Source organism: Campylobacter sp. IFREMER_LSEM_CL2256, assembly GCF_025771645.1.
Classification (GTDB): domain Bacteria; phylum Campylobacterota; class Campylobacteria; order Campylobacterales; family Campylobacteraceae; genus Campylobacter_D.
Genome location: NZ_JAKMQQ010000007.1, coordinates 25,890 through 50,462, shown reverse-complemented (window position 1 = coordinate 50,462; position 24,573 = coordinate 25,890). Strand labels below are relative to the sequence as shown.

Genomic DNA, 24,573 nt, shown 5'->3' with positions numbered 1-24,573 from the left:
CTTACTTTCCTTTTCTTCTTGAAATTATTAGCTTATCGCTAGCTTTTTTACGGCGAGTTTTAGCACCTTTAGTTGGTTTACCCCATGGAGTAACTGGATGACGGCCTGAATTTTTCTTACCTTCACCCCCACCGTGCGGGTGATCAACTGGGTTCATCGCAGAACCTCTTGTTTGAGGACGAATACCTCTATGGCGATTTCTACCAGCTTTACCAATAGTCACGTTTGACCATTCTTCATTACCAACTTCACCGATACTTGCCATACATTCAGCTAAAACTTGTCTCATTTCACCACTTGCAAGTCTTAAGATAACGTATTTTTCTTCTTTACCCATTAATTGAGCATAAGCACCCGCTGAACGGATCATTTGACCGCCTTTGCCTGGTTTTAACTCGATATTGTGTACGATAGTACCCACTGGGATATTTCTTAATTTCATTGCATTACCTGGTTTAATGTCAAGTCCGCTTTCAGCAGCACAAACAACATCGCCAACACTTAAACCTTTTGGTTGTAAGATGTATCTTTTTTCACCATCTCTATAAGAGATTAATGCAATACGACAATTTCTGTATGGATCGTACTCGATTGCTTCAACTTTACCTTCAATACCAAATTTTCTTCTTTTAAAATCTATAATTCTGTAAAGTTTTTTAGCACCTGCTTCTTTATGACGGCTTGTGATTCTACCATTATTGTTACGACCTGCATGAACTGGAAGTTTTACAAGTAATGAACGCACACTAGCTTTTGCTGTGATATCATCAGAGCTTACACCTGTGATATATCTTCTACTTGGAGTATATGGTTTATAAGTTTTAATTGCCATCTTATGCCTCCGAACTTTCTAAGCTCACACCTTCTGGTAGCTTAACATAGAATTTTTTAAAGCTATTTCTTTGACCTTCACGACCTCTAAAACGCTTTACTTTTCCATCCATTTTTAAAGAATTAATTCTTACTGGAGTTACACCAAAATATTCTCTTAAAACTTCTTTTAGACCATTTTTAGTCATTTTTGGAGAAGTTTGAATAACTACAACACCTTGCTCTTGAAGGTTTAAGCTTTTTTCAGTGTAAAGTATTGTTTTTATATCAGTAATATCTGCCATTTTAACCCTCTTTTACGATAGATTCAAGCGCTGCTTTTTCAATGATAACAGCATTAAATACAGATACTAAATAAGCATTTACTTCGCTAATATCAACTACATAGCAATTTGCTAAGTTTCTAAAAGCAAGAAGTGTTTTTTCATCTAGTAAATCTTTTACAATTAAAGCATCTTTTAAACCAAGCTTTTTAATAACTGCATTTGCATCTTTTGTTTTACCGCTTTCAATGCTTAAACTATCTACTGAGAATAATGCATTGTTTTGTGCTTTATCAGCCAATGCTCTTTCAAGCGCTAAGCGTTTTTGTTTTTTATTAACTTTTTGGAAATAGTTACGATTGTTTGTAGGACCAAATGCCACAGCACCACCAACCCAAACATTCGTTCTTGTTGAACCTGCTCTTGCACCACCACGACCTTTTTGTCTCCATGGTTTTTTACCACCACCGCTTACATCGCTTCTACCTTTAGTATGAGCTGTGTTTGCTCTAAGGCTAGCAAGATAAGATTTTACATATAAATAAAGGTTGTGAGGATTAACTTCTGCATATTTTGCTGGAAGATCGAGTTCACTAGCTTTTTCAAATTTATCATTTAAAACAGTTACTTTACTCATTTTGCAATCCTTATTTTACCCATAGCACCATTAAATCCTGGTACCGCACCTTTTACTACTAAGATGCCATTTTCTTCATCAAATGAAACTACTTCATTTTTAACAGTAACTTTTACATTACCATAGTGACCTGCCATTTTCATACCTGGTTGAACACGACCTGGCCATTCGCGGTTACCGATTGATCCGTGACGTCTGTGGAATCTTGAACCGTGACTTGCAGGACCTCCGGCAAATCCGTGTCTTTTAACAACCCCACTATAACCTCTACCTTTAGAATTAAAGCTTACTTTTAAAATAGAAGCTTCTTTTAAAGGATTAAGGTCAATATCGCCTGCTTCTGTGTTTGCTACTTCTAAAGAAGCAAATCTATTATATTCAGCTGAAAGATTGTATTTTTTTTGCTGACCCGCAATGCATTTATTATTTGCTTTGCCTTTTACATAAGCAACCAAAGCTTTTCCATTTTCTACTTCACATACTTTAGTTTGAACAAGTTTAAGTAAGGTTACAGGAATGCTTGGTGTGCTGATTGTTCTACTCATACCAATTTTTTCTACAATGTATTCCATATTCTATCCTTATTTACCCATAGCTCTTACTTCAACATTGACCTCTGGAGCCAAGTCAAGCTTAGTGAGTGAATCTACTGTATCTGGAGTAGCTGCTACAATATCAAGCATACGAGCATGAATTCTCATCTCAAATTGTTCGCGTGAATCTTTGTTGATGTGTGGAGATTTCAAAACTGTGTATCTTTTGATTTTTGTAGGCATTGGCACTGGACCTCTGATGTCAGCACCTGTTCTTTTAACAGCTTCTACAATTGCTGCAACTGTGCGATCTAGAACTCTGTGGTCATAAGCTTTTAGCTTAAGCCTGATTCTTTCCATATTTTTTCCTTTGTAAAGAACTCGTTAGACCCATAAGAATCTAACCACCATATAAAATGATGTTGAGATTATATAAAAACATACTTTGCTATGTCAAGAAATTTATACATTTTTTTTAATTATTTTCCTTTTTAAAAGGATAAAAATTAAATTTTATAAAATTTATCAGATTTTTTATGCATTAAGAAAATCTAAGAAAAGATATAGTATGATTTCAAAATCTAAAGGGGCATTAGCTCAGCTGGGAGAGCACAACGCTGGCAGCGTTGGGGTCAGCGGTTCGAACCCGCTATGCTCCACCATTTAGTATAAAGAAATTTATGAAATCACTACAATTTTTTTACGATAATTACCCAAAATTTCAAAAATTTGATGAAAGAAAAATTCAAATCCAAACCCATAAAAACATCATTATAAAAGGTGGTTTTGCAAGTGGTAAGAAAAATTTGATCTTAAATTTTTTATCTTTGTATAAAGCAGAAAATATACTTTTTATTGATTGTGATGATTTAAAATTTCAAGCAAGTGCTTTAATAAATTTAAATTCGTTTTTAACTTATAATCCGCAAATTAAATTTTTAGCACTTTGTAACTTTACTCATGATTTTGACTTTGCTAGTTTAAAACATCTTAATTTGCAAATCATAATAAGCGTTTGTGATAGTAATTTTTGCTTAGATCAGTTTGAAGAACTTCATTTAGATTATTTAGACTTTGAAGAATTTTTAAGCTTAAATAAAAAATATGCTGATACCAAAACCATGGTAAGTTATTTTTTACACACAGGGCGCAATGTGATTTTAAATCACAATTTTAACACAAACTCATCATACTTAAAAAGCTTTTATACCCCATTAGAACTTACCATACTCAAACAAATTGCCTTAGAACTTGGGAGTGAATTTAGCGTTAATGAGTTATTAAAAACTCTAAAAAACAGTATAAAAATTTCCAAAGATACCTTATATAAAAGCATAGAAAAACTAGAATCAAACTACACTTTGTATTTTGTAAAAAATCTTGAAAAAAATTTAAAAAAAGTATATTTTTGGGACTTTTCATTAAAAAATTCTCTAAGCATACAAAAAGACTTTAGCGCTTTGTTTGAAAATTTGATTTTAAGTGAGTTGTTTAAATTTAAACAAGAAATTTTTTATACTAAACATTTTGATTTTTACTTACCAAGTCTTAAAAATGCATTTTTATGCTCACCCTTTAAAGATAAAGATTTACTTAGCTTAAAAGTCAAAAAAATCCTTAGTAAAAATCAACTTGCACTTTCGACTATTTATATCATCACGCTTTCACAAAGAGATGAGTTTTTCATCGAAGGGGTGCGTGTGATGATTTTGCCTTTTGATGAGTGGGCCTTGGGTAATTAATCTAACTCATCAAGCTTATATTGCTCGATGATAGATAAAATAAGCTTAGTGTAATTACTTTTAATCTCTGAATATTTTTCTAAATGACTTGCCGCTTCTTTACCATCAAGTTTTTCATTTTCGCTTATCACATCCCACCGCCAAGCTCTAAATTCCTTATAAGCATCGTGGCGATTTAAATTAAGCAAGTATGAATCCACACTTTCTTGCAAGCTATCAAATATACGAATTTTATGAGTTTTACCCTCGCCTCTTTCCTTTGGCACTAAACCTTTTTCACCCCAAGTCCATTCTCCAAATAAATTATTTGCCTCTTTAGCAAAACGACTTGTACCAGTTGCACTTTCAATAATAGCTTGAGCTATAGCTAAAGACTTCGGTACCTTTTGGACACGCATTTGATATTCTTTGTGATCATATAAATTTTTAACACGATATTTTTCTTTTAAAGACCATAGTTTTTGCACAGCATTAGTATTTAGCTTTCTAAAATTATTCTTTATAGCTTCTTTAAAGAAAAATTCTATAAATTCTTTTTCCTTTTCTATCTCTTTAAAAGAAACATCCAATAAAGCATTGATTTTTTTGATAAAAACCTCACGCTTTTCTTTTATACTTAAAGCATAATATTGCTCATCAAAACCTGCTATAAATTCAGCTTTTAAAAATAAAACACTACTAAGCAAAATTATAATCAGCTTCAAAACAGCACTTTACCTTTCCTCTGAAAAATATTTGATCCTCTTCTAATCTAAAATACAAACTTTCATTACTTTTTGGCTTTACCAAAATATCATCTTTTACTTCTTGATTTAAATACGCTAGATAAAAACAAGCCCCCATACCCGTACCACAAGCTAAAGTCTCATCTTCTACCCCGCGTTCATAAGTTCTAACTCTTATAAATTCATCATCTTCTACTTTAGCAAAGTTAACATTTGCATTGTATCTTTTACGCACTTCTTTGCATAAATTTACATCAAATTCGTTTAAATCATCAACAAAGGTTATTATATGCGGAACACCAGTATTACAGCCTTGCCAAATTCTACCTTTATACTCAAAAGCTTCTTTAATATCCTTTACCCCGCTAAGTTTAATTTCAACTATATCATCATCAACAAAAGATTTTATAAGTCCTGCACCGGTTAAGAAATTTAAATATTGAGATTTTTTCAAATAATGATGAGCAAAATGAGCTGCTGCGCGTGAGCCATTACCGCACATACTTGCCTTGCTCCCATCACAATTATAAAATTCCCATTCAAAATCATATCTATCATGAGGCACAACTACTATAAGCCCATCAGCGCCTATGCCTTCATAACGATTACAAAGAATTTTAGCTAATTCGCTACGATCTTTTTTTTCACTATCTGCAAACACCACAAAATCATTCCCGCTAGCAAAGTACTTGTAAAATTTCATTTTTCAACCTTTAAAGTGTGTTTTAAAAAATTTAGCACATTTTTCTCAAAATTTTCATAACCTGAGGTATTTTTTATCACAAAATCTGCTTTTTTTAGTTTTTCTTCTATATCAAGTTGTAAATTAATTCTTTTCAAGGCTTCGTTTTCATCTAAATTATCTCTTTGCATTAATCTTTGAAGCAAAAGTTCTTTTGGAGCATAAATTAATATACTTTTTCCTAAATTTTGATAGTGATTATTTTCAAAAAATAAAGGCAGTTCTATAAAAAAAGCCTTGTTTTTTTTATCTAAAATTTGAGCTTTTTGTAAAATAACTTCTTTGATTTTAGGATGTAAAAAATCTTCTAGCTTTTTTTTAGCATTTAAGTCGTTAAATACAATAGTTCCAAGTTTTTTTCTATCTATTTTTCCTGCTATGATTAAATCATCGTTATCAAAAAGCTTAGCTATGGAATTTGCATTTTCATTTAAAAGCTCATGAGCTATCACATCTGCGCTTAAAGTATCAAAACCCAAATTTTGAACTATTTTTATAAAGCTTGACTTTCCACCCGCTATACTTGAAGTTACAAAATAAGCATTTTGCATAATTTAGCCTTAAAACATTTTTAGTTAAAATACCTTTTAAATTCTTAAAGGAAGATAAATGAATATAAGCTATGAAGATGCGGGTGTAAGTATAGACAATGGCAATGCTTTTGTAGAAGCAATCAAGCCTTTAGTAAAAGAAACTTTTAATGAAAATGTTTTAGGTGGCATAGGCTCTTTTTCAGGTGCTTTTGCTATGCCAAGTGGTTTTAAAAATCCTGTTATGTTAGCAGCAACTGATGGAGTGGGTACGAAGTTGCGTCTTGCTATTGATAGTCAAAAATTTGACACCATAGGTGAGGACTTAGTAGCAATGTGTGTGAATGATTTAATTTGTAATTTTGCTACGCCTTTGTTTTTTTTAGACTATTATGCAACTGCAAAATTAGATGTAGAAGTAGCTAAAAAAGTCGTAGCAGGGATTGCTAATGGTTGTAAAAAAGCAAATTGTGCCTTAATAGGCGGAGAAACCGCTGAAATGCCTGGAATGTATCATAGCAATGATTTTGACTTAGCAGGTTTTTCAGTGGGTATGGCCGAAAAAGATGAAATCGATAGAAGAAATTTTGTAAAAAATGGAGATATTTTACTAGCCCTACCTAGTAGCGGGCTTCATTCTAATGGATATTCTTTAGCTAGAAAAGTATTATTTGAAGCACAAAAGCTTAAGTTTGATGATAAAATAGAGGGTAAAAATTTAATCGATATTCTACTTGAACCTACAAGAATTTACGTAAAAGACTTTTTAAAATTAAAACCATTCATCAATGCACTAGCTCATATAACAGGTGGTGGTTTAGTAGAAAATTTACCAAGAGTTTTCCCAAGAGGAATAGGTGCAATCATCAGAAAACATCATCTAAAAACTCCTGAAATTTTTTACCAAATAGGCCAAAGTGTAGAAGAGGCTGAAATGTATAGAAGCTTTAATATGGGCGTGGGTTTAGTTATGGTGGTAGATCCATCTAATGTAGGAAAAGTTTTAGAAAGCTCAGATGCTTATGTAATAGGCGAAGTTGTATTAAATGAAGGGGTAATACTAGAATAATTCAACTCCCCAGAGCTTACTTAACACACATTAAGCTTAAAAGCATTAAAGCAATAAACTAAAGCTTTAAGCTTAATGTCTTTAGAGTTTGCCTAATAAGGAGTTTTAATTTTAATTTAACATACTACTTAAAAGATATAAACTAATATACCTTAAACTATTACTAGATTATTTTTCTTCAAATCTTTTTTTGTTGTTTTGTAATTTTATTTCAAGCAAACTCTGGGCAATTAATTAAACACTAAGCCTTAAAAGGCTTAGTATATTTAGAATATAAAATCAAATTGCAAATACCCTGTATGAGAATGAGCATTGTTTGCAAAAGTGCCATTATAGTTAAATGACATATCTAAATCTTTTGCTAAAGAAAAGATTAAAGATGCACCAGCATATTGATAGGTTCTTGGTAAATCTAAAGTTTCACTTGCTTTTAAGTTTGCAAAGTTTACTCTTGAATCTACTTCAGGATTGAAGTTAATTCTTGCACCTGCTTCAAATGAAGTGCTAATTTGTGGGTGCCATTGATTAAACCATTTAATTGATGCTGTACTTGAGAAAAGATTTAATTTACTTTCATAATATCTTTCATGATTTAACGCACCTTCTCCATGCATACTAAATGCTTTTGTGAAACCACCTTCATAGTTTAATGATACTTCAGGTGTAATAACATTATTGATACCATCTAAATAAAAATTCATACCAGTACCTATACTTGCTCCATAACCATAAGTATCTGTATTACCATTAGCTTCTTTTTTTCCTTTATCGATGAATTTTTGTACATCATTTTTAGTATAAGCTACTTTAGTATGTGCTTTAACGAAAGCTTCTTTCATTTCATCTTCTAATAAAAGATTAGAATATTTCAAACCTGCATAAACTGTTTGCATTTTTAAAGAGAAATAATCTTTAGTATCCATATTAGCTTCTTCAGTTCTTAAATAAGCTCCTAGCATACCTATATCTCTTAAGGTATGAAAACCTGCTACTATACCTTTAGTATGTCCTTTAGAATAATCACTTGTTCCTAAAAGTTTAATACTATTTGATGAAAAATATGGCAATACAAAGCCATGATAATGTTCATCTGTGCTAAATCCCACTAAGTCTTTGTTTTTCTTATGATCATGTACTCTTGCATGTTTATATGCCATTCTTGAAGCATCATCCATTACAGTATCAATAAAGAATGATCTCATTATATAGGTATTAACTAAAGTTTGAGCCATAACAGAACCCACACCAGCACTTACATCAGCTAAGGTTTTATAAGTTCCTGAAATTGGATCATAAACTAAATTTAATAAATCATTGTTTGAGCCAACATTACCAGGTTTACCTACTCCACCACTACCGCTTGTATTATTATTAACTATATTATCAGGATTGATAGGTTTAGTTGCATCATAGTTTGGAGATGAAGTATCTACTGTGATATTGTCTATATTTGTAGAACCACTACCACTACCACCTACATTAATAACCCCATCAAGACTACCATCTTCATTTGGCTGAACCACCCAATCACCTACATTTACATTACCACCGCCATTATTAGTGATGTGATTACCATTGCTATCAGGTTTAACCGTACCTTGGTTATCTATGTTAATATCATTATTACCATTATTAACTATACCACCACCTATATTACCATTAGAACCATTTGAGATAGAAGTATTACCACCACCACTACCTACAGTGATAGATCCACCTAATTCTCCATCGTTTTTAATATCTAAATCACCATTGTTATTTTCAATAGAACCGCTGATAGAACCACTATTATTAATTGAGCCTAATTCTCCATCATTTTTAATACTACCACCTATATTACCATTACCACTATTAGTGATATTACCCACAGAAGAACCTGATCCTACACTCACATCACCAGTGATTTGTCCATTGCCATCATTGACAATCTCTTCTACCTTACCACCTTCTTCTACTTTAATATCTCCACTAACTTCACCATTGCCACTATTTACAACCCCACCTACACTAGATTCTTTACCTATAGATATATCTCCTGTGATTTTTCCAAAATCACTATTAAAGATATTACCTACTTTCGATCCATTATTAACGCTAACATCACTGCTAATAAGCCCATTACCAGCATTAGAAATATTAGTAACTTCACTATTATTATCAACTTTAATACCACCTGAGATTTGTCCTTGTCCAGCATTTATAATATTTCCAACTATACTTTTATTGCCAACGCTAACATCACCAGTGATTTTACCAGTAGAAACTCCATCAGCATAAAAAGAATTTGCTAAAGTACCATTGATGATATTGCCAACTTTAGAGCTATTATTTACACTAACATTACCAGTGATTTCTCCACTTCCTGCATTGATAATATTACCTATCTCACTTGAGCTATCTACGCTAATGCTTCCTGTGATTTTTCCTGAGCCTGAATTGACTATACCAGCTATGTATGATTTATCTGTTAATTCTATAGAACCATTAATATTTCCTGTGCCTATATTATTAATATTTCCAAAAATTTTAGATTCATTGCTTAATTTTATAGAGCCTTCTATTTGACCATTACCTTCGTTAATAAAATCTCCTATCATAGAAGCTTTATCTTTTAACTCTGTATCACCATAAATAATACCATTATCAGTATTTCTTATAGCAGCACCATTAGCATTATAATACATCATACCATTGCTTTCAGATGTTGCGGCTATGGTTCCACCATTTAGCTTAATACCACCAGTTTTATCAGTATTACCTAATGTTCCTTTATTGATAATACCACTACCGCCTGCTAGGGTTCCTGTTACAGTAATATCTTCTGTTAGTTTTTGCTTAGCTCCTATATAAAATCCAGCTGTACCACCACTAACTAAACCACCTAAATCGATTTTACCGATTTGGTAAGCATTTTTAGTATCGCTTAATACAATTCCATATCTTCCTGCTTGAATGGTACCTGTGTTTGATATATTATCTATAGTCATTGCAGATGTATTAGTATTTGTTCTGCCATCTCTAAAAACAATACCATCGCGCTTTGCTATAATAGTTCCTGAATTGTTTATAGTTTTTACACTAATTGAAGCATTGGTTCCCCAACCCATATCATATAATTCAATACCATTACTTCCTGCATTAATAATACCGGAGTTGTCAATAGTATTTAAAGTGGCCCCTGAATATATACTAATTCCTGCCTGCCCAGCTTCGATAGTACCGGCATTATCTATAAGTTCTCCTTTAGCAAAATATTGTCCACCTTTTGTAGACCATAGCAATCCAATACCATTAGTGCTAGACTTAATAACACCATTTTTTTCATTTTTGATGGTTTTTATTTCACTTATAGAAACAATTCCTCCATACTGTCCATTACTTTCAATAACACCTGAATTATTAATAGATTCTATAGTGCCCTTGTCAACATAAATACCATTACTACCACCACTTATAGTACCCCTGTTATTAAGCGTTTCTAATTTACCTCCATTATCAACTTTTATACCATTAGAACCACCTTTTATAGTACCACTGTTTTCTAAATTTTTTAAAGTAGTATTAGCAGATGTTACACTAACACCAGAACTAGAACCTTCAATTAAACCTGTATTAGTGATTTTATCTACAGTAGAGTTATTCCATATTTCTACACCATGATTACCATTAGCTGTACTTTTTATTGTACCAGCATTATTGATAGTTACATTGGTAGCATTATCTTTAACTACCACACCATGTTTACTTGAGTTTGTAACACTACCTTCACTTGTAATAGTTAATGAGTTATTACTACTACCACCATTAATAGTTACACCATTGCTAATAGGTTTACTTATAGTACAATTACTACCGCTACTACACTCACCACCACTAATACTTTTAGAATTTTTTACTTGTTTGTTGTTATTGTTTGTAGTGCTTTTAGCTTTAGTGATAGTAATACTACCATTAGAAGTTTTATCACTTATAGTTGTTATACTAGCATTAGCACAAGTTGCTAAAAAAGATATAGTTGCTAAAGATAAGAAGGTTTTCTTAGTAAAAGAAAGATTGTTTGATGTTTTTAAAGAGGATATGCTTGATTGAGAATTCTCAATTCCCCCCCCCCATAAAATTTAACATTAAAACTCCTTTGAAAATTAAAATTTGCGTAATAGTAATAAAAAATAATAAATTTTTTATAAATTTACATTATATATACATTAAAGATTTTTATAATTTATGGTTTTTTTATAGATGAGTTTAAAAGACATTAGGCTTATTTATCTTTTATAAAATCTCTTAAATTTGCATAAATTTTTAATACAAACATACTAGAGTAATAGCCTAAAAGCCATTACTCTAAATTTATGCAAAATACCAAGCTATTAGGATATTTAAAGCCATTCCTACAAGCAACATAGGAGTAGATCTTTTAACAATGGCTATAGGATCTAATTTTGCAAAGCCTGCTAAGGCTAAAATTCCACCCGATATCGGCGAGGCAGCACGCCCCAAACAAGAAGCAATCTCAAGTGGCAAAGCTAGTGAGATAGGATTAATCCCTAGTTTTTGAGCAATATCTGGAGCAAGTCTTCCAAAAGCATTAAAAGCAGCAATCCCACTACCCATAATCACACTTGCAAAATACACAATAAAGCTTAAAACTATAATAGTAAGCAACACAGCAGAAGCCCCCATAGAAGAAACTGCTAAGGCTAAATGTTCTATACCTTTTAACGCTTTAATACCTTCTGCAAAAATAGAAGCTGCAATGATAATACAAACAACACTTACAAAAATTTCTGCCATAGCTTTTAGTATCACCATCAAATCATCTGCAAGTTTTTTTGCATCTTTATGTCTAACATACTCTAAAATAAAAACCAAACTTATACTTAAAAAATTGGCGCTCACCACATCTAGCTTCACTTTATATCCATATAAATTTGCAAAATAAGCACCAAATAAAAACACTATAGGAAGCCAAGGTAAGAAAATATAAAATAAAGGACAATTTGGGTTTTTTATTTCCATGTGTTCGATATTATCCACAACGCCTTTTGCTAAGTCTTTTTTATCCATATAACTATAATAAAACGGAATAAGCAAAGCTATCACAACAACATAAGCTATAACAGGATAAATTTGGTATTCAAAAAACATAGCAACAACATTTTCAATGCCTACCATATCTGCTAAATTTATAGAATTTCCATCTTTAGGACCATAATCAAGTGCAATTAATGATAAAACCGATACAGCAGTGATAGGACGAATTCCTATGGCGATTAAAACAGGATAAATCGAAGCAAGCAACAAAAGTAACAATCCTGTGTAACTTGAAATAATTATTTTTAAAGCCATACCCACTACAAAAGTTCCACTTAAAACTAGGTATTTATTTTTAATCTTGCCTAGCGGTTTATTTGCTACAAAAGCTAACTTTGCCGAAGCATTAATGTGCTTCATATAGGCTGCAAAACCTGCAACAGACATTATAATAAGCCCCACACCAGCTAAATTTGTCTTAAAAGTTTGAGTTACAAAACCAAAGACATCAAAAACAGGATTTCCTAAGCTTTGTTTTAGCACAGACTCGCCAGTTGCTAAAGAAATGATGATTAAGATAATAATACCTGAGAGAAAAAAAGTAAAGATAGGATTGTATTTTTTAAGAATAAAATAGGCTACTAAAAATACACAAAATAAAGTAGCCACGACAGAAAGAAAAACCTCCATAAAACCTCCTAATTTTTGTATTTAGTCTATTTTACGGGGTTTTTCTTAAAAAAACTTGATTATTTTACAGGGTGAAGTTCGTTTGCATAGAAGCTTACTGAGTTCATACCTTCTTTAATAGCCCATTCATAAGCTTTTGCTACAAATTCCCAGTTAATGTGCGCGTAGAATTTTTCTAAATACGCAGGGCGCGCATTGCGGTGATCTACATAGTAAGCATGCTCCCATACATCAACTACTAAAAGCGGAACTTTACCTTCAGTAATAGGTGTAGCAGCATTGCTTGTAGCTACTAGTTCTAATTTTTGATTTTGAGTGTTATAAACTAACCAAAACCAACCAGAACCAAATACCCCTGTAGCTCCTTTAATAAACTCTTCTTTTAAATTTTCCATAGAGCCAAAGTCTTTTTCAACTGCTGCTTTAAACTCAGCACTCAAAGAACAGCCACAGCCACAGCATGTTTTTGGCTTAATGCAATCAAAATAAAAGTCATGATTATACACTTGAGCAGCGTTGTTAAAAACTCCACCATTTGAATTTTGTATGATATAAACTAAATCTTTTCCCGCAAATTCAGTATCTTTGATAAGATTGTTTAGGTTATTTACATAAGTTTGGTGGTGTTTGCCATGATGAAATGCAAAAGTTTCTGCACTTAAAAAGTCTCCAAAAGCGTCTGCTTCATAAGGTAGTTTTCTTAATTCAAACATATTGTTCTCCTTTTTTAAATTTATGGATATTCTAACATAGTTAAATTAAAAAAGACTAAATGAGTCTTTATTTTTCAAAAAGTATTACTTTGCCTTGCTCTAAGCTTTTTGCTACATCGATAATGCGTTGATTTTTACTACCTTTAAATTTTAAAGATAAGTCTTTTTGCTCTAAAATAAACTTCCCATCTACCAAAATATCAGCCAAAATGAGTAATTCTTTTTTTGATTTTTCTTGCAACAACTCTTCATAAGTAAAGCCTGTATATATGGTAAGATCAAGCCCTAAAGCCTTAATGTGTTTTGCTAGAATGCTTAAATTTTTTGCTTGCATAAAAGGCTCTCCACCACTAAAAGTAACACCTTGAAGCAAAGGATTTTTACAAATCTCATCATATAAACTCGCTAAATCTTGCAAATATCCTTTGTTAAAATCATGCGTTTGTGGGTTATGACAGCCTTTGCAATGATGAGGGCAACCTTGAGTAAAAATCACATAACGCAAACCATAGCCATCGACTATGGATTCTTTTATAACACCAGCTAATCTAAGAAAAATCGTGTTTAATTCTTGCATGAACTTCAGCTTTTTTAGCGTCATTAAAACGATCAAGCGTTCCTACTAAATAGCCTGTGATTCTTCTTATGCGTTCGAATTTAATATCATCTTCTTTTCTATGGCACTTTGGACAAAACTCATCTATCACACCACTATAACCACACACTGGATCCCTATCTAGTGGGAAATTGATCGAGCCATAGCCTATATCGCTTTCTTTCATACATTTTATAATGCGTTCAAAACTTTCTAAATTCTTACTCACATCGCCGTTTAATTCTACATAAGTAATATGCCCGCCATTATTTAGCTCATGATATGGAGCTTCTATTTGAATTTTTTCGTATATGCTAATAGGAAAATCTACAGGAATATGAAAAGAATTGGTATAAAAATCTTTATCGGTTATGCCTTTTAAAATGCCGTATTTTTTTTGATCTAGTTTTAAAAATCTTCCACTTAAACCCTCAGCTGGAGTAGCTATGAGTGAAAAATTAAGCTTATCTTTGAGTGCTTTTTCGTCGACAAATTCACGCATAAAACGCACGATTTGTAAGCCAAGTTCTCTTGCTTCTTGGCTTTGTCCATGATGAGAACCTATCAAAGCTATTAAACTCTCACAAAGTCCTATATAACCTATAGCCAAAGTCCCATGTGCTATGATTTTTTCTACGCTATCATTTTCTTTTAAAGTATCTGAATCTATCCAAATTCCCTCGCCCATTAAAAATGGGAAATTTTTAACCTTTTTTAGACTTTGAATTTTATATCTATGAAGTAATTGCTCATACACAAGCTCTAATTTTTCTTTTAAAAGTGAGTAAAAAAGCTCTAAATTTCCTTTAGCTTCTATAGCTAAACGCACAAGATTTATACTGGTAAAGCTTAAATTTCCCCTGCCACTTGTGATTTCTTTACTCTCATCATAAACATTTGCCATAACCCTAGTTCTACAACCCATATAAGCTACTTCGCTATTATAATCGCCCTTTTTATAGTATTTTGCGTTAAAACTTGCATCTAAAAAGCTAAAATTTGGAAAAAGTCTTTTAGAAGCACATTCTATGGCAAGCTTAAAAAGCTTGTAGTTTGGGTCTTTTTCATTATAGTTAATACCTTCTTTTACTTTAAAAATTTGCACAGGGAAAATTGGTGTTTCACCTTTTCCTAAGCCTTTCATCGTGGCTTTTAGTAAATTTTCTATCACCATTTGCCCTTCAAAAGATGTATCGGTACCATAATTTAGCGTGCTAAAAGGCACTTGGGCTCCTGCTCTTGAGTTCATAGTATTAAGATTATGCACTAAAGCCTCCATAGCTTGAAAAGTCGCATCTTGGGTTTGCTTTAATGCTCTTTTATAAGCATAAGCATTTGCTTGTTTTAAAAAATTCTCATCACTATTTAAATCAAGCCTTAAAAGCTCTTTGAAGCATTCTTTTTCGCTTGAAGCTTGAAAATTAGCATTTTTAAAGCATTGCTCATCTAAACTTTGTTCTAATTTTATTTCAAAAAAAGCATTTATAGCCTTTTTATACTCTTTTTGAAAAGTCTTTGCCACACCCTTTGCCATAGCAAAATCAAAATTGGGTATAGACTGGCCTCCATGCATTTCATTTTGATTAGCCTGCAAGGCAATGCAAGCTAAAGAAGAGTAAGATCTGATATCATTTGGCTCACGCAAGCTTCCATGTCCTGTGCTAAAGCCATTTTCAAAAAGCTTTAATAAGTCTATTTGACAGCAAGTTTGTGTTAGCATATAAAAGTCTTTATCGTGTATGTGTATATCGCCGTTTTTGTGTGCATTTGCGATATGTTTTGGCAAAATACACTCATCTACATAGTATTTTGCGCCTTCTGAGCCATATTTTAACATCATACCCATAGCACTATCTGAATTAATATTTGCATTTTCTCTTTTTAAGTCAGCTTCTTTAGAATCCTTAAAAGTTAAATCATCATACAAACTTAGCAAATCATAGCTACCATTGCGAATTTGTGCTCTTTTTTGACGGTATAAAATATAAGATTTTGCAGTATTGACTAAGGCATTTTTGATTAAAACTTCTTCAACTTTATCTTGAATTTGTTCTACTTGTATGTGTTTTTCATCCAGTAAAGCTACAACCTCATCGCAAAGTTTATCTAAAAAATCATTATTTAATTTTTCATCTGTGGAATTTATATTGGCTTTGAAAATAGCATTTTTGATTTTAAAAATATCAAATGCAACTTGGCTTTTATCTCTTTTTATAATAAATTTTATTCTCATGGAAATTTTCCTAAAAAATAATCTCTAAGCACTATAAAATAGCACTTTTAAAAGATAAGTTTAGTACAAAAACTTGATGAAAAACTTAAAGAAATAAAAGAAAAATTCACACAAAAAATGTGTGAATTTGATTATTTTAACTCCACGCCTTTTACAGCATAAAGTTTATCAATACCACGATTTCCAAACATTTTATCAGTATTACAATCTCTTTGGATATTCCACTCATCTAGCTCGTGGTGAAAATTTTTACAATTATGGAAAAGATAGGCCATGGTAATTACATTTTGCACATCCCAGCTTGCCACATTATGCTCATACGCATGGCAGTTTTCAAAACAATGTGCCATTCTGATTACATTAGAGGTTTTCCAGTGCAATAAAGAATGATTAAATTTAACACAATTAAAAAACATATAAGACATATCTTTTAAATTTTGTGTATTCCACTTTGATAAGTCTTTGTTGAAATTTTTGCAGTTAAAAAACATACTTGCCATATTTTCGACATTTGAAACATCCCAGCGTGATAAGTCTGCATTAAAACTTTCACAACAATAAAACATATAAGACATATCTTTAGCCTTAGATACATCCCAACGTTCAATACCCAAAAAATCTTTTCTAGTAGAACAATAAAAAACGAATGAAAAATCTTCTATCAAAGAAACATCAATATCTCTTAGAGAAATTCTTTCATTGTGCACCAAATTCATCAACTCATTTTTGTTTTTAACTTTATACATTTTGTCCCTCCTTTTTGTATATTTTAAAAAACAAGTGTGAAGTCAATATAAATTTAATGAAATTAAACAAAAGATTTGGAATATTAATAATTATTAATTTAAAATTAACTTAATATAAACATATATTTATAAAATAATAAATAATTATAAATAAATAGATGAATTTTGATAAAAAATGAAAAAAATAATACTGTGGAGAAAAATATAGAGTGGTGACCCATACGAGACTCGAACTCGTGTTACCGCCGTGAAAGGGCGATGTCCTAACCGCTAGACGAATGGGCCAATTTGCAGTTTGAAGACAAAATTATAGCAATTTTTACTTAATAATTATTTAAGACATCAAAAAATGCCTTAAATATCTATTTCTATCCCTACAGGAGCATGGTCTGAACCAAAAATATCATCTCTTATAAAGGCATTTTTGAGCTTATCCTTTAAGCCATTAGAAATGAAAAAATAATCAATCCTCCAGCCTACATTTCTTTCTCTTGCTTTCATTCTATAACTCCACCACGAATACTTTTCTTTAATATCGCCATTTATATGTCTAAAAGTATCTATAAAGCCTAATTTTAATAAATCATCTATCCAAGCACGCTCAATCGGTAAAAAGCCTGAAGTCTTTTCATTAGCTTTTGGATGAGTTAAATCTATCTCACGGTGAGCAGTATTTACATCTCCACATATTATGATTTCTTTACCTTCTTTTAAAAGCTTATCTAAATACACTAAAAAATCATTATAAAATTTCATTTTAAAGTTTAAACGCTCTTCATCTTTTTGACCATTTGGAAAGTAAATATTAAACAAAACTACATTTTTAAAGCTATGTTCTAAAACCCTACCCTCATCATCATCAAAAAATTCACATTTTTTGACTTCACTATCAAAATTACACAAACTCATTACACCAGAATATCCTGCTCTTTTAGCACTATTTGAATACATATGTTTAAAAGGATACTCATAAATTCTTTTTGGAAATTTATCCTCGTGTGCTTTGATTTCTTGAAAACCTATAAAATCAATTTCTTCTTTTTCAATCCAATCCAGTGCGTTTTTATCACAAATTGCCCTTAGGCCATTTACATTCCATGATAATAATTTCATAAAATACCTTTACCAATCTTCTTTTGTTGCTATTTTATATGTGATTTATTAATTTTATTCAAATAGACTAAGTTTTTATTTTATTCCAAAGGAAAAAAATGCACCTAAAACTTTCATGGACAAAATTTACCTTGCTTAATACGATTTTTATCATGGCGTTTAATTTCCCGTTGTTTGAGTTTGTATATGAAAAGATAGATCAAAACACTATGCTTTTTAGTGTGTTTTTTGGAATTTATTTTTTCTTGGTTTTGGGCGTTTTATCTTTGGTATATTTTCCCTATATCACCAAAATTTTAAGCATATTTTTACTTAGTACTTGTGCTATTTGTAGTTATTTTGTTAGCAATTATGGGGTTTTAATCGATGATCATATGATACAAAATGTCGTTGAAACAGACAATAGGGAATTTTTTTCTTATTTTAATTTTTCCTTTGCTTTGTATATTTTAGTCTTTGTGATTTTTCCTAGTTTGCTTGTGATTTTTACTAAGATTGATTATCAAAGATATTTTTTCAAAAAAAGTGTATTATTTTTGACTTCTTTGGTATTTTGCTTTGCTTTAGTAGCTCTTAGTTCAAAAACACTTTTGCCTTTTTTAAGATCACACAATATCGTTAGAATGTATAATTTGCCATTTTATCCAATATACTCAAGCATAGAATTTACAAAGAAAAAACTAGCAGGTAAAAAAGAACTAACTATCATTTCAAATGATGCAAGTTTAAAAGATACCAATACAACTAAGCTTATGATTTTAGTCATAGGTGAAACTGCTAGAGCGAGTAATTATTCTTTAGGTGGATACAGCACAAATGATACTAATTTTTATACCAAAAATGAACCAAATTTAGTATATTTTAGCGATGTAAGCTCATGTGGAACGGCTACTGCAAGAAGTTTGCCTTGTATGTTTTCAAGACACAAAAGAGTAAATTTTGAAGATGGATTATACGAAGAAAATGTTTTAGATATCTTGCAAAAGGTTGGAGTACAAAGTGTTTGGTTTGGTAATAACTCAGGGGGCTGTAAAGGAAATTGCGATCGTATAAAACACAAACTCATTGCAAAAGATTATGATGAGAGCTTACTTGAACTTGTAAAGCAAGAACTTGAAAATATAAATTCAAATAAAATCATCGTTGTACATTTACAAGGCTCACATGGGCCAACTTACTATAAACGCTACCCAAATACATTTAAAAAATTTATGCCAACATGTGATACAAACGAGCTAAATACCTGCTCACACGAACAAATCATAAACACCTATGATAATACTTTACTTTATACAGACTTTATTATAAAAAGCCTTATAGATATGCTTAAGCAAAATCCTACCAAAGAAGCTTCTTTGCTTTATTTATCAGATCATGGGGAGAGTTTGGGTGAAAATGGAATTTATCTTCATGGTATGCCTTATTTAATAGCACCAAAAGATCAAAAGCATATACCGATGATATTTTGGAGTAAAGATAGTAAATTAAGCCAAGATTTACAAAGCAAAAAAGACTATAAACTTTCTCAAGATAATCTTTTTTCAAGCTTACTGGGGTATTTTGGTATAAATAGCAAAGAATATGAGACAAATTATGATATATTTAGCAAAAATTTAAAGGAAAATCCTTAATGAAGCCAAAATATTCTTTATTTAAAAATGCAAGCTATGCCTTTAGTGGAATTAAATTTTTACTCCAAGATGAAATGGCTTTTAGGATAGAATTTGCCATTATTTTACCTTTGATTTTTGCAAGCTTATTTTTACCTGTGAGTTTTTTAGAGCATTTTGTGCTTGTATTTGTTTTGGTACTAATTTTAATTGTAGAAGCGCTAAATTCTGCTATAGAAGCTTGTGTGGATCTTTGTACGAGCGAATTTCACATCTTAGCTAAAAAAGCAAAAGATTGTGCGAGCGCTGGGGTGTTTTTTAGCGTGGTTTTAGCTATAATTACTTGGAGTTTTATTCTTTTTGATTTGGTTAGAGAATGGATAATAAAGTAAAAATACTATGTGAAAAAATATTTGGTAAAAAACGCTTTGAAATTTTAGAATTTTTAGCCCTTCATGCTAATGAAGATGGCTTTGTCTTTGCAAACATAGAAGAACTTTCTAAACAACTAAACATCAGCAAACCAACCATCATTTCTACTTTTAAATTTTTAGAAGAAAAAGCTTTGCTTGAAAAGCTCAAAAACGGCTTATATAAACTCAAATAGGAGATAAAATGACACTTAAAAACCCTTTGGATATGCATTTACATTTACGCGATGAAAGCATGCTTGAACTTGTAGCTCCATTTAGCGCAAAAGACTTTAAAGCAGGGGTTATCATGCCAAATTTAATCACCCCGCTTACCGAAACAAACGCATTAAAAGCTTACAAAGAACGTATTTTAAAAGCGTGTAAAAATGAAGATTTTACGCCTTTAATGACTTTATTTTTTAAAGATTATGATGAGCAATTTTTAGAAAAAGTCAAAGATGACCTTTTTGCCATAAAACTTTATCCTGCAGGTATCACTACCAACTCAGATAATGGAATTTCAAGCTTTGATATAGAAAAGTTAAAACCTACATTAAATACTATGAGTGAATTAAACATACCTTTACTTGTACATGGAGAAACAAATGATTTTGTAATGGATAGAGAAGCAAATTTTGCTAAAATCTATGAAAAATTAGCTAAAAACTTTCCAAAATTAAAAATCGTAATGGAGCATATTACCACTAAGGTTTTGTGCGATTTGTTAAAAGATTATGAAAATTTATACGCAACTATCACTTTACACCATTTGATAATAACGCTTGATGATGTAGTGGGCGGTAAGATGGATCCGCATTTATTTTGCAAACCTATTGCAAAACGCTATGAAGACAAAGACGCTTTATGTGAGCTTGCTTTTAGTGGCTATGAAAAGGCTATGTTTGGAAGCGATAGCGCACCTCATCCATTACACACTAAAGAATGCTGTGGGTGCGCAGCTGGAGTATTTAGTGCGCCAGTGATTTTACCTGTATTGGCTGAACTTTTTGAAAAACACTCAAATGAAGCAAATTTACAAAAATTTATTTCAGATAATACTTGCAAAATCCATAATCTTAAATTTGAAAAAGATAAAATTATCACTTTAGAAAAACAAGAATGGCAAGTAGCGCAAAAATACGGCGATATAGTGCCATTTATGGCAGGAAAAACTTTAAATTTCAAGGTTATTTAGCCTTGAAATTTAATTAATAATCAGAAGTTTTATCTTAGCTTCTATAAGCTCTTCTACCTCATCTTTTACAAAGCTTTCTAACTCTTGTTTGTTTGCATTAACACCATTCATACTCAAATGCCACAAAGCATTTTCTATCGCACTTTCTTTATCTCTTTTTACCACTCTAGTTTCGTTAAAAACTTCACTTTCATAAGGGATATTTTGCGCATTTAAAAAACCTTGCAAATCCTCTTCATAAAAACCTTTAAAATGCGTGTTAAAATGCTCAAATATAGGATCTAAAAAGCTACTTTTGCGCCTACTTGCCCAGCCTAAATACACCTTTTTAGAAGCTAAGCTTAAAAAAGCTTTATAGTCTTTTTCATTTTGCAAAGCAGGCGACATACTCAAAAAAGCTAAGTCAAAATTTTTATTATTGTTTTTATAAAAGTTTTCAAAGTCTAAATTTAAAGTTTTTATATTTGATATGGCATAAGTTTTTGCATCTTCTTGTAAAATTTCAAGCATAGCACTAGAGCTGTCTATACCTAAAACACTTTTTGCTTTTTGTGCTAAATGCAAAGTCCAAACACCGCTCCCACAACCTATATCCACTACGCTTTTGCCTTGCAAAGACCCAAGTTTTGCAAAAGTAGCTTTTTGAATTTCGTTTAAATTAGGATTATACCTTGCATAGCTTTTTGCTTTTTTATTCCATAAATTCATCTTCACTCCTTATTTTTTCTAATATAGTATAATATTTTTTTGTTTTTAGAAAGGAAAATTATGCGTGTATTGTTTTTGTGTTTGATTTCATTTTTAAGTATATATGCCAAAGATTTGGTAAGTGTTAGTATAGCCCCGCAAGCTTACTTTGTAAAGCAAATTGCTAAAGATACTTTAGATATTAATATAGTCATACCGCCTAATGCAAATGAGCATACTTTCGAATTTAAACCAAGTGGTATTTTAAAACTTGAAAAAAGCGATATTTACTTCACGGCAAATTTGGAATTTGAAAAAATTTGGATTTTAAAACTTAAAGATAATCTCAAAAATACCAAAATCATCTCTACTCAAAATGGCATTGATTTTATACCTTTGCAAGAACATGCTCACGAAGGACACCATCATCATGGAGATGATCCTCACACATGGCTTGATCCACTTTTAGCAAAAACTCACGCTAAAAATATCACCTTAGCACTTATAGAACAATATCCACAAAACAAAGCATTTTATGAGCAAAATTTAGAAAATTTCTTAAAAGAAATGGATGCATTAAATTTACAAATACAAGCTTTATTTAAAAATGCAAAAAACAAGCATTTTTTAGTCTATCATCCATCTTGGGGGTATTTTGCAAAAAGATATCATCTAAGCCAAATTCCTGTAGAAATAGAAGGAAAAGAACCCAAACCAAAAGACTTAGCCAAGCTTGCAAAACTCATACAAAAAGAGCAAATCAAAGCTATTTTTGTACCAAAAGGAGCTAATAACAATACCATTAAAGCTATGGCGAGTAATTATAATCTTAAAATCATAGAACTTGATCATTTGCCAAGTGATTATAAAAATGAGCTTTTAAAAGATGCAAAAAATATAGCAAGCGTTTTACAATGATAAAAATCAATATTAAAAATTTAAACTTTTCATATAATCAAGATGAGGTTTTAAAAAATATCAACCTAAACTATGAAAGCAAAGACTTTTTAGCCATAGTAGGGCCAAATGGCGGGGGTAAATCTACACTTTTAAAACTCATACTAGGCTTACTAAATAGCCATAAAAATATAAACTTTGAAAACTTAAGTTTAAAAGATATAGGTTATGTCCCACAAAATACTTTAGCTAATCCAAACTTTCCAGTGCGCGTGCTAGAAGTGGTGATGATGGGTAGGGTGGATAAAAAATTCTTCGGTTTTTATACCAAAAAAGATCAAGAGCAAGCCTTGCTAGCTTTAGAAAAAGTAGGTATGAGAAATTTTTGGGATAAAAAAATCAACGAACTAAGCGGAGGTCAAAGACAAAGAGTTTATATAGCAAGAGCTCTAGCAAGCGAATGTAAGCTTTTGATCCTTGATGAGCCTACTGCAAGCATAGATACCAAAGGCTCGGTGCAGATTTTTGAGCTTTTGAAAAAATTACACGAAAGTGGGGTTGGAGTGATAGTAATATGCCATGATTTAAATGTAAGCTTAGCTTATGCAAATAAAATAGCGTATTTAAATAAAGAATTATTCTTGCATGAAAACACCCCTGAAAAAAAGGCACATTTACTAGCGCATTTAAGCCAAAATCACACGCATTTTTGTGATGTGGAGCTTAGCTTGGAGCAGTGTTGCTGTGAAGGAAAAAACCATGCTTGAACTTTTATCTAGCTCTTTTATACAAAATGCTTTTTTGGCTGCATTTTTAACTAGCATTGCTTGTGGGATTATGGGGACTTTGATCATGATCAACCGCTTAAGTTCTATGGCAGGAGGCATTACGCATGGGGCTTTTGGGGGTATAGGTATAGCATTTTATTTTGGTTTGCCAGTACTTGTTAGTACGAGTTTATTTACTCTTTTTTTAGCCTTGCTTGTAGCGTTTTTAGTCCAAAAATATCCTTTTAGAAGTGACAATATAGTCGGTGTTATATGGGCTTTTGGAATGGCTGTTGGTATCATACTCATAGACTTAACCCCTGGTTATAATGGAGATTTAATGGGGTATTTGTTTGGTAGTATTTTGTCTGTACCTACGCAAGATATAGTTTTATTTGCAGTGATTGATGTGATTTTTATCATTTTAGTATTGCTTTTTTATCGTCAATTTGAAATTCTAAGCTTTGATAAAGAATTTGCAAGCTTAAGAGGGATTAAAACCAATCTTTTTCACTATCTTTTAATCGCAATGATGGCTTTTTGTATCGTTATAAGTATCAAAGTAGTAGGACTTATACTTGTGATAGCTTTACTTAGCATACCTGCATTTATCGCTGAGAGCTTTTCTAAAAAGCTTGGGCAAATGATGATCATCTCTACACTTTTGAGTATAAGTTTTTGCGTGATAGGACTTTTTATAAGTTTTTATTATAATCTTGCAAGTGGAGCATGCATTATAGCAAGCGCTTGTATAGCTTTTGTGCTTTATCTTTGTTTTAGTGCTTTTTTAAAGAAAAGTTGAAATTTA

26 protein-coding genes and 2 tRNA genes are annotated in these 24,573 nt (G+C 31.5%); 11 read left to right on the top strand and 17 right to left on the bottom strand.

What is annotated here, in order from left to right:
• Position 1: 1 nt before the first annotated feature.
• The 5 genes from rplB to rpsJ are packed head-to-tail and all read right to left on the bottom strand — an operon-like array spanning position 2 to position 2,624.
• Positions 2-832: a 50S ribosomal protein L2 gene (gene rplB, locus L8U00_RS04730; RefSeq protein ID WP_263708677.1), complete on the bottom strand. Its 831-nt coding sequence runs from the start codon at positions 830-832 to the stop codon at positions 2-4.
• Position 833: 1 nt separating this feature from the next.
• Positions 834-1,115, bottom strand: coding sequence for a 50S ribosomal protein L23 (locus L8U00_RS04725; protein ID WP_039617139.1), 282 nt, complete (start codon positions 1,113-1,115; stop codon positions 834-836).
• Between the two features lies 1 nt (position 1,116).
• Positions 1,117-1,731, bottom strand: a complete 615-nt coding sequence (rplD, locus tag L8U00_RS04720) for a 50S ribosomal protein L4 (RefSeq protein ID WP_039617137.1) — start codon at positions 1,729-1,731, stop codon at positions 1,117-1,119.
• Positions 1,728-2,303 carry a 50S ribosomal protein L3 gene (gene rplC / locus L8U00_RS04715; RefSeq protein ID WP_012660811.1) on the bottom strand — a complete coding sequence of 192 codons (576 nt, stop codon included), beginning with the start codon at positions 2,301-2,303 and terminating at the stop codon, positions 1,728-1,730. The genes rplD and rplC overlap by 4 nt, the downstream gene beginning before the upstream one ends.
• Before the next feature lie 9 nt (positions 2,304-2,312).
• Complete coding sequence (rpsJ, locus tag L8U00_RS04710; RefSeq protein ID WP_012660810.1) at positions 2,313-2,624, bottom strand: 30S ribosomal protein S10; 312 nt, start codon at positions 2,622-2,624, stop codon at positions 2,313-2,315.
• Positions 2,625-2,850: 226 nt separating this feature from the next.
• Here rpsJ and L8U00_RS04705 point away from each other — a divergent pair.
• Together L8U00_RS04705 and L8U00_RS04700 are read left to right on the top strand one after the other, a co-directional pair.
• Positions 2,851-2,926: transfer RNA gene (locus tag L8U00_RS04705), tRNA-Ala, on the top strand.
• Between the two features lie 18 nt (positions 2,927-2,944).
• Positions 2,945-4,006, top strand: a complete 1,062-nt coding sequence (locus tag L8U00_RS04700) for an ATP-binding protein (RefSeq protein ID WP_263708676.1) — start codon at positions 2,945-2,947, stop codon at positions 4,004-4,006.
• Here the strand turns inward: L8U00_RS04700 and L8U00_RS04695 are convergent.
• From L8U00_RS04695 to coaE, 3 genes are read right to left on the bottom strand one after another with little or no spacing between them, the layout of a single operon-like run.
• A complete protein-coding gene (locus tag L8U00_RS04695; RefSeq protein ID WP_263708675.1) occupies positions 4,003-4,710 on the bottom strand; it encodes a glucosaminidase domain-containing protein in 708 nt (235 codons plus the stop codon). The two genes, L8U00_RS04700 and L8U00_RS04695, sit on opposite strands and share 4 nt — an antisense overlap.
• Positions 4,685-5,434 (bottom strand): diaminopimelate epimerase, encoded by a 750-nt coding sequence (gene dapF / locus L8U00_RS04690; protein WP_263708674.1) that lies wholly within the window; start codon positions 5,432-5,434, stop codon positions 4,685-4,687. The genes L8U00_RS04695 and dapF overlap by 26 nt, the downstream gene beginning before the upstream one ends.
• Positions 5,431-6,024, bottom strand: a complete 594-nt coding sequence (gene coaE / locus L8U00_RS04685; protein ID WP_263706965.1) for a dephospho-CoA kinase — start codon at positions 6,022-6,024, stop codon at positions 5,431-5,433. Before coaE ends, dapF begins: the two co-directional genes overlap by 4 nt.
• A gap of 58 nt (positions 6,025-6,082) precedes the next feature.
• Here coaE and purM point away from each other — a divergent pair, with 58 nt between their 5' ends.
• On the top strand, positions 6,083-7,072 hold the full coding sequence (gene purM, locus L8U00_RS04680; protein WP_214098353.1) for a phosphoribosylformylglycinamidine cyclo-ligase: 990 nt from the start codon (positions 6,083-6,085) through the stop codon (positions 7,070-7,072).
• Positions 7,073-7,338: 266 nt separating this feature from the next.
• On the opposite strand, the gene L8U00_RS04675 is transcribed toward purM, so the two are convergent.
• Entirely contained in the window at positions 7,339-10,806 is a 3,468-nt protein-coding gene (locus L8U00_RS04675) for an autotransporter outer membrane beta-barrel domain-containing protein (protein ID WP_263708673.1), read from the bottom strand.
• Between L8U00_RS04675 and L8U00_RS04670 the strand changes: the two genes are divergently transcribed.
• Positions 10,769-11,161 carry a hypothetical protein gene (locus tag L8U00_RS04670; RefSeq protein WP_263708672.1) on the top strand — a complete coding sequence of 131 codons (393 nt, stop codon included), beginning with the start codon at positions 10,769-10,771 and terminating at the stop codon, positions 11,159-11,161. The two genes, L8U00_RS04675 and L8U00_RS04670, sit on opposite strands and share 38 nt — an antisense overlap.
• Before the next feature lie 261 nt (positions 11,162-11,422).
• On the opposite strand, the gene dcuC is transcribed toward L8U00_RS04670, so the two are convergent.
• From dcuC to L8U00_RS04635, 7 genes are all read right to left on the bottom strand, one after another.
• Positions 11,423-12,796, bottom strand: a complete 1,374-nt coding sequence (dcuC, locus tag L8U00_RS04665; RefSeq protein ID WP_263708671.1) for a C4-dicarboxylate transporter DcuC — start codon at positions 12,794-12,796, stop codon at positions 11,423-11,425.
• 59 nt (positions 12,797-12,855) lie between these two features.
• The gene (gene sodB / locus L8U00_RS04660) at positions 12,856-13,509 is read right to left on the bottom strand and encodes a superoxide dismutase [Fe] (protein ID WP_263706970.1); all 654 of its coding nucleotides are present in this window, start codon (positions 13,507-13,509) and stop codon (positions 12,856-12,858) included.
• A gap of 67 nt (positions 13,510-13,576) precedes the next feature.
• On the bottom strand, positions 13,577-14,086 hold the full coding sequence (nrdG, locus tag L8U00_RS04655) for an anaerobic ribonucleoside-triphosphate reductase activating protein (protein ID WP_263708670.1): 510 nt from the start codon (positions 14,084-14,086) through the stop codon (positions 13,577-13,579).
• Positions 14,058-16,337, bottom strand: a complete 2,280-nt coding sequence (locus L8U00_RS04650) for an anaerobic ribonucleoside triphosphate reductase (protein ID WP_263708669.1) — start codon at positions 16,335-16,337, stop codon at positions 14,058-14,060. Before L8U00_RS04650 ends, nrdG begins: the two co-directional genes overlap by 29 nt.
• 131 nt (positions 16,338-16,468) lie before the next feature.
• Positions 16,469-17,083, bottom strand: coding sequence for a BspA family leucine-rich repeat surface protein (locus L8U00_RS04645; protein ID WP_263663709.1), 615 nt, complete (start codon positions 17,081-17,083; stop codon positions 16,469-16,471).
• A gap of 210 nt (positions 17,084-17,293) precedes the next feature.
• Positions 17,294-17,368: transfer RNA gene (locus L8U00_RS04640), tRNA-Glu, on the bottom strand.
• Positions 17,369-17,437: 69 nt separating this feature from the next.
• Positions 17,438-18,196 carry an exodeoxyribonuclease III gene (locus L8U00_RS04635; RefSeq protein WP_039640473.1) on the bottom strand — a complete coding sequence of 253 codons (759 nt, stop codon included), beginning with the start codon at positions 18,194-18,196 and terminating at the stop codon, positions 17,438-17,440.
• A gap of 98 nt (positions 18,197-18,294) precedes the next feature.
• Here L8U00_RS04635 and L8U00_RS04630 point away from each other — a divergent pair, with 98 nt between their 5' ends.
• The 4 genes from L8U00_RS04630 to pyrC are packed head-to-tail and all read left to right on the top strand — an operon-like array spanning position 18,295 to position 21,414.
• Positions 18,295-19,827, top strand: coding sequence for a phosphoethanolamine transferase (locus tag L8U00_RS04630; protein ID WP_263708668.1), 1,533 nt, complete (start codon positions 18,295-18,297; stop codon positions 19,825-19,827).
• Positions 19,827-20,198: a diacylglycerol kinase gene (locus L8U00_RS04625; protein WP_263708667.1), complete on the top strand. Its 372-nt coding sequence runs from the start codon at positions 19,827-19,829 to the stop codon at positions 20,196-20,198. The genes L8U00_RS04630 and L8U00_RS04625 overlap by 1 nt, the downstream gene beginning before the upstream one ends.
• Positions 20,183-20,413: a helix-turn-helix domain-containing protein gene (locus L8U00_RS04620; protein ID WP_263708666.1), complete on the top strand. Its 231-nt coding sequence runs from the start codon at positions 20,183-20,185 to the stop codon at positions 20,411-20,413. The genes L8U00_RS04625 and L8U00_RS04620 overlap by 16 nt, the downstream gene beginning before the upstream one ends.
• 8 nt (positions 20,414-20,421) lie before the next feature.
• Positions 20,422-21,414 carry a dihydroorotase gene (pyrC, locus tag L8U00_RS04615; RefSeq protein ID WP_263708665.1) on the top strand — a complete coding sequence of 331 codons (993 nt, stop codon included), beginning with the start codon at positions 20,422-20,424 and terminating at the stop codon, positions 21,412-21,414.
• A gap of 9 nt (positions 21,415-21,423) precedes the next feature.
• Here the strand turns inward: pyrC and L8U00_RS04610 are convergent, their stop codons facing one another.
• Positions 21,424-22,122: a class I SAM-dependent methyltransferase gene (locus L8U00_RS04610; protein ID WP_263708664.1), complete on the bottom strand. Its 699-nt coding sequence runs from the start codon at positions 22,120-22,122 to the stop codon at positions 21,424-21,426.
• A gap of 60 nt (positions 22,123-22,182) precedes the next feature.
• Between L8U00_RS04610 and L8U00_RS04605 the strand changes: the two genes are divergently transcribed.
• From L8U00_RS04605 to L8U00_RS04595, 3 genes are read left to right on the top strand one after another with little or no spacing between them, the layout of a single operon-like run.
• Positions 22,183-23,019, top strand: coding sequence for a metal ABC transporter solute-binding protein, Zn/Mn family (locus tag L8U00_RS04605; RefSeq protein WP_263708662.1), 837 nt, complete (start codon positions 22,183-22,185; stop codon positions 23,017-23,019).
• Positions 23,016-23,765 (top strand): metal ABC transporter ATP-binding protein, encoded by a 750-nt coding sequence (locus L8U00_RS04600; protein WP_039627659.1) that lies wholly within the window; start codon positions 23,016-23,018, stop codon positions 23,763-23,765. Before L8U00_RS04605 ends, L8U00_RS04600 begins: the two co-directional genes overlap by 4 nt.
• Positions 23,758-24,567, top strand: a complete 810-nt coding sequence (locus tag L8U00_RS04595; protein WP_263708661.1) for a metal ABC transporter permease — start codon at positions 23,758-23,760, stop codon at positions 24,565-24,567. The genes L8U00_RS04600 and L8U00_RS04595 overlap by 8 nt, the downstream gene beginning before the upstream one ends.
• Positions 24,568-24,573 lie beyond the last annotated feature (6 nt).

Bases quoted from the DNA above. Each gene is read 5' to 3' on its own strand.
- rplB (WP_263708677.1), bottom strand. From the start codon at position 832: ATGGCAATTAAAACTTATAAACCATATACTCCAAGTAGAAGATATATC.
- L8U00_RS04725 (WP_039617139.1), bottom strand. From the start codon at position 1,115: ATGGCAGATATTACTGATATAAAAACAATACTTTACACTGAAAAAAGC.
- rplD (WP_039617137.1), bottom strand. From the start codon at position 1,731: ATGAGTAAAGTAACTGTTTTAAATGATAAATTTGAAAAAGCTAGTGAA.
- rplC (WP_012660811.1), bottom strand. From the start codon at position 2,303: ATGGAATACATTGTAGAAAAAATTGGTATGAGTAGAACAATCAGCACA.
- rpsJ (WP_012660810.1), bottom strand. From the start codon at position 2,624: ATGGAAAGAATCAGGCTTAAGCTAAAAGCTTATGACCACAGAGTTCTA.
- L8U00_RS04700 (WP_263708676.1), top strand. From the start codon at position 2,945: ATGAAATCACTACAATTTTTTTACGATAATTACCCAAAATTTCAAAAA.
- dapF (WP_263708674.1), bottom strand. From the start codon at position 5,434: ATGAAATTTTACAAGTACTTTGCTAGCGGGAATGATTTTGTGGTGTTT.
- coaE (WP_263706965.1), bottom strand. From the start codon at position 6,024: ATGCAAAATGCTTATTTTGTAACTTCAAGTATAGCGGGTGGAAAGTCA.
- purM (WP_214098353.1), top strand. From the start codon at position 6,083: ATGAATATAAGCTATGAAGATGCGGGTGTAAGTATAGACAATGGCAAT.
- dcuC (WP_263708671.1), bottom strand. From the start codon at position 12,796: ATGGAGGTTTTTCTTTCTGTCGTGGCTACTTTATTTTGTGTATTTTTA.
- sodB (WP_263706970.1), bottom strand. From the start codon at position 13,509: ATGTTTGAATTAAGAAAACTACCTTATGAAGCAGACGCTTTTGGAGAC.
- nrdG (WP_263708670.1), bottom strand. From the start codon at position 14,086: ATGCAAGAATTAAACACGATTTTTCTTAGATTAGCTGGTGTTATAAAA.
- L8U00_RS04650 (WP_263708669.1), bottom strand. From the start codon at position 16,337: ATGAGAATAAAATTTATTATAAAAAGAGATAAAAGCCAAGTTGCATTT.
- L8U00_RS04645 (WP_263663709.1), bottom strand. From the start codon at position 17,083: ATGTATAAAGTTAAAAACAAAAATGAGTTGATGAATTTGGTGCACAAT.
- L8U00_RS04635 (WP_039640473.1), bottom strand. From the start codon at position 18,196: ATGAAATTATTATCATGGAATGTAAATGGCCTAAGGGCAATTTGTGAT.
- L8U00_RS04630 (WP_263708668.1), top strand. From the start codon at position 18,295: ATGCACCTAAAACTTTCATGGACAAAATTTACCTTGCTTAATACGATT.
- L8U00_RS04625 (WP_263708667.1), top strand. From the start codon at position 19,827: ATGAAGCCAAAATATTCTTTATTTAAAAATGCAAGCTATGCCTTTAGT.
- L8U00_RS04620 (WP_263708666.1), top strand. From the start codon at position 20,183: ATGGATAATAAAGTAAAAATACTATGTGAAAAAATATTTGGTAAAAAA.
- pyrC (WP_263708665.1), top strand. From the start codon at position 20,422: ATGACACTTAAAAACCCTTTGGATATGCATTTACATTTACGCGATGAA.
- L8U00_RS04610 (WP_263708664.1), bottom strand. From the start codon at position 22,122: ATGAATTTATGGAATAAAAAAGCAAAAAGCTATGCAAGGTATAATCCT.
- L8U00_RS04605 (WP_263708662.1), top strand. From the start codon at position 22,183: ATGCGTGTATTGTTTTTGTGTTTGATTTCATTTTTAAGTATATATGCC.
- L8U00_RS04600 (WP_039627659.1), top strand. From the start codon at position 23,016: ATGATAAAAATCAATATTAAAAATTTAAACTTTTCATATAATCAAGAT.
- L8U00_RS04595 (WP_263708661.1), top strand. From the start codon at position 23,758: ATGCTTGAACTTTTATCTAGCTCTTTTATACAAAATGCTTTTTTGGCT.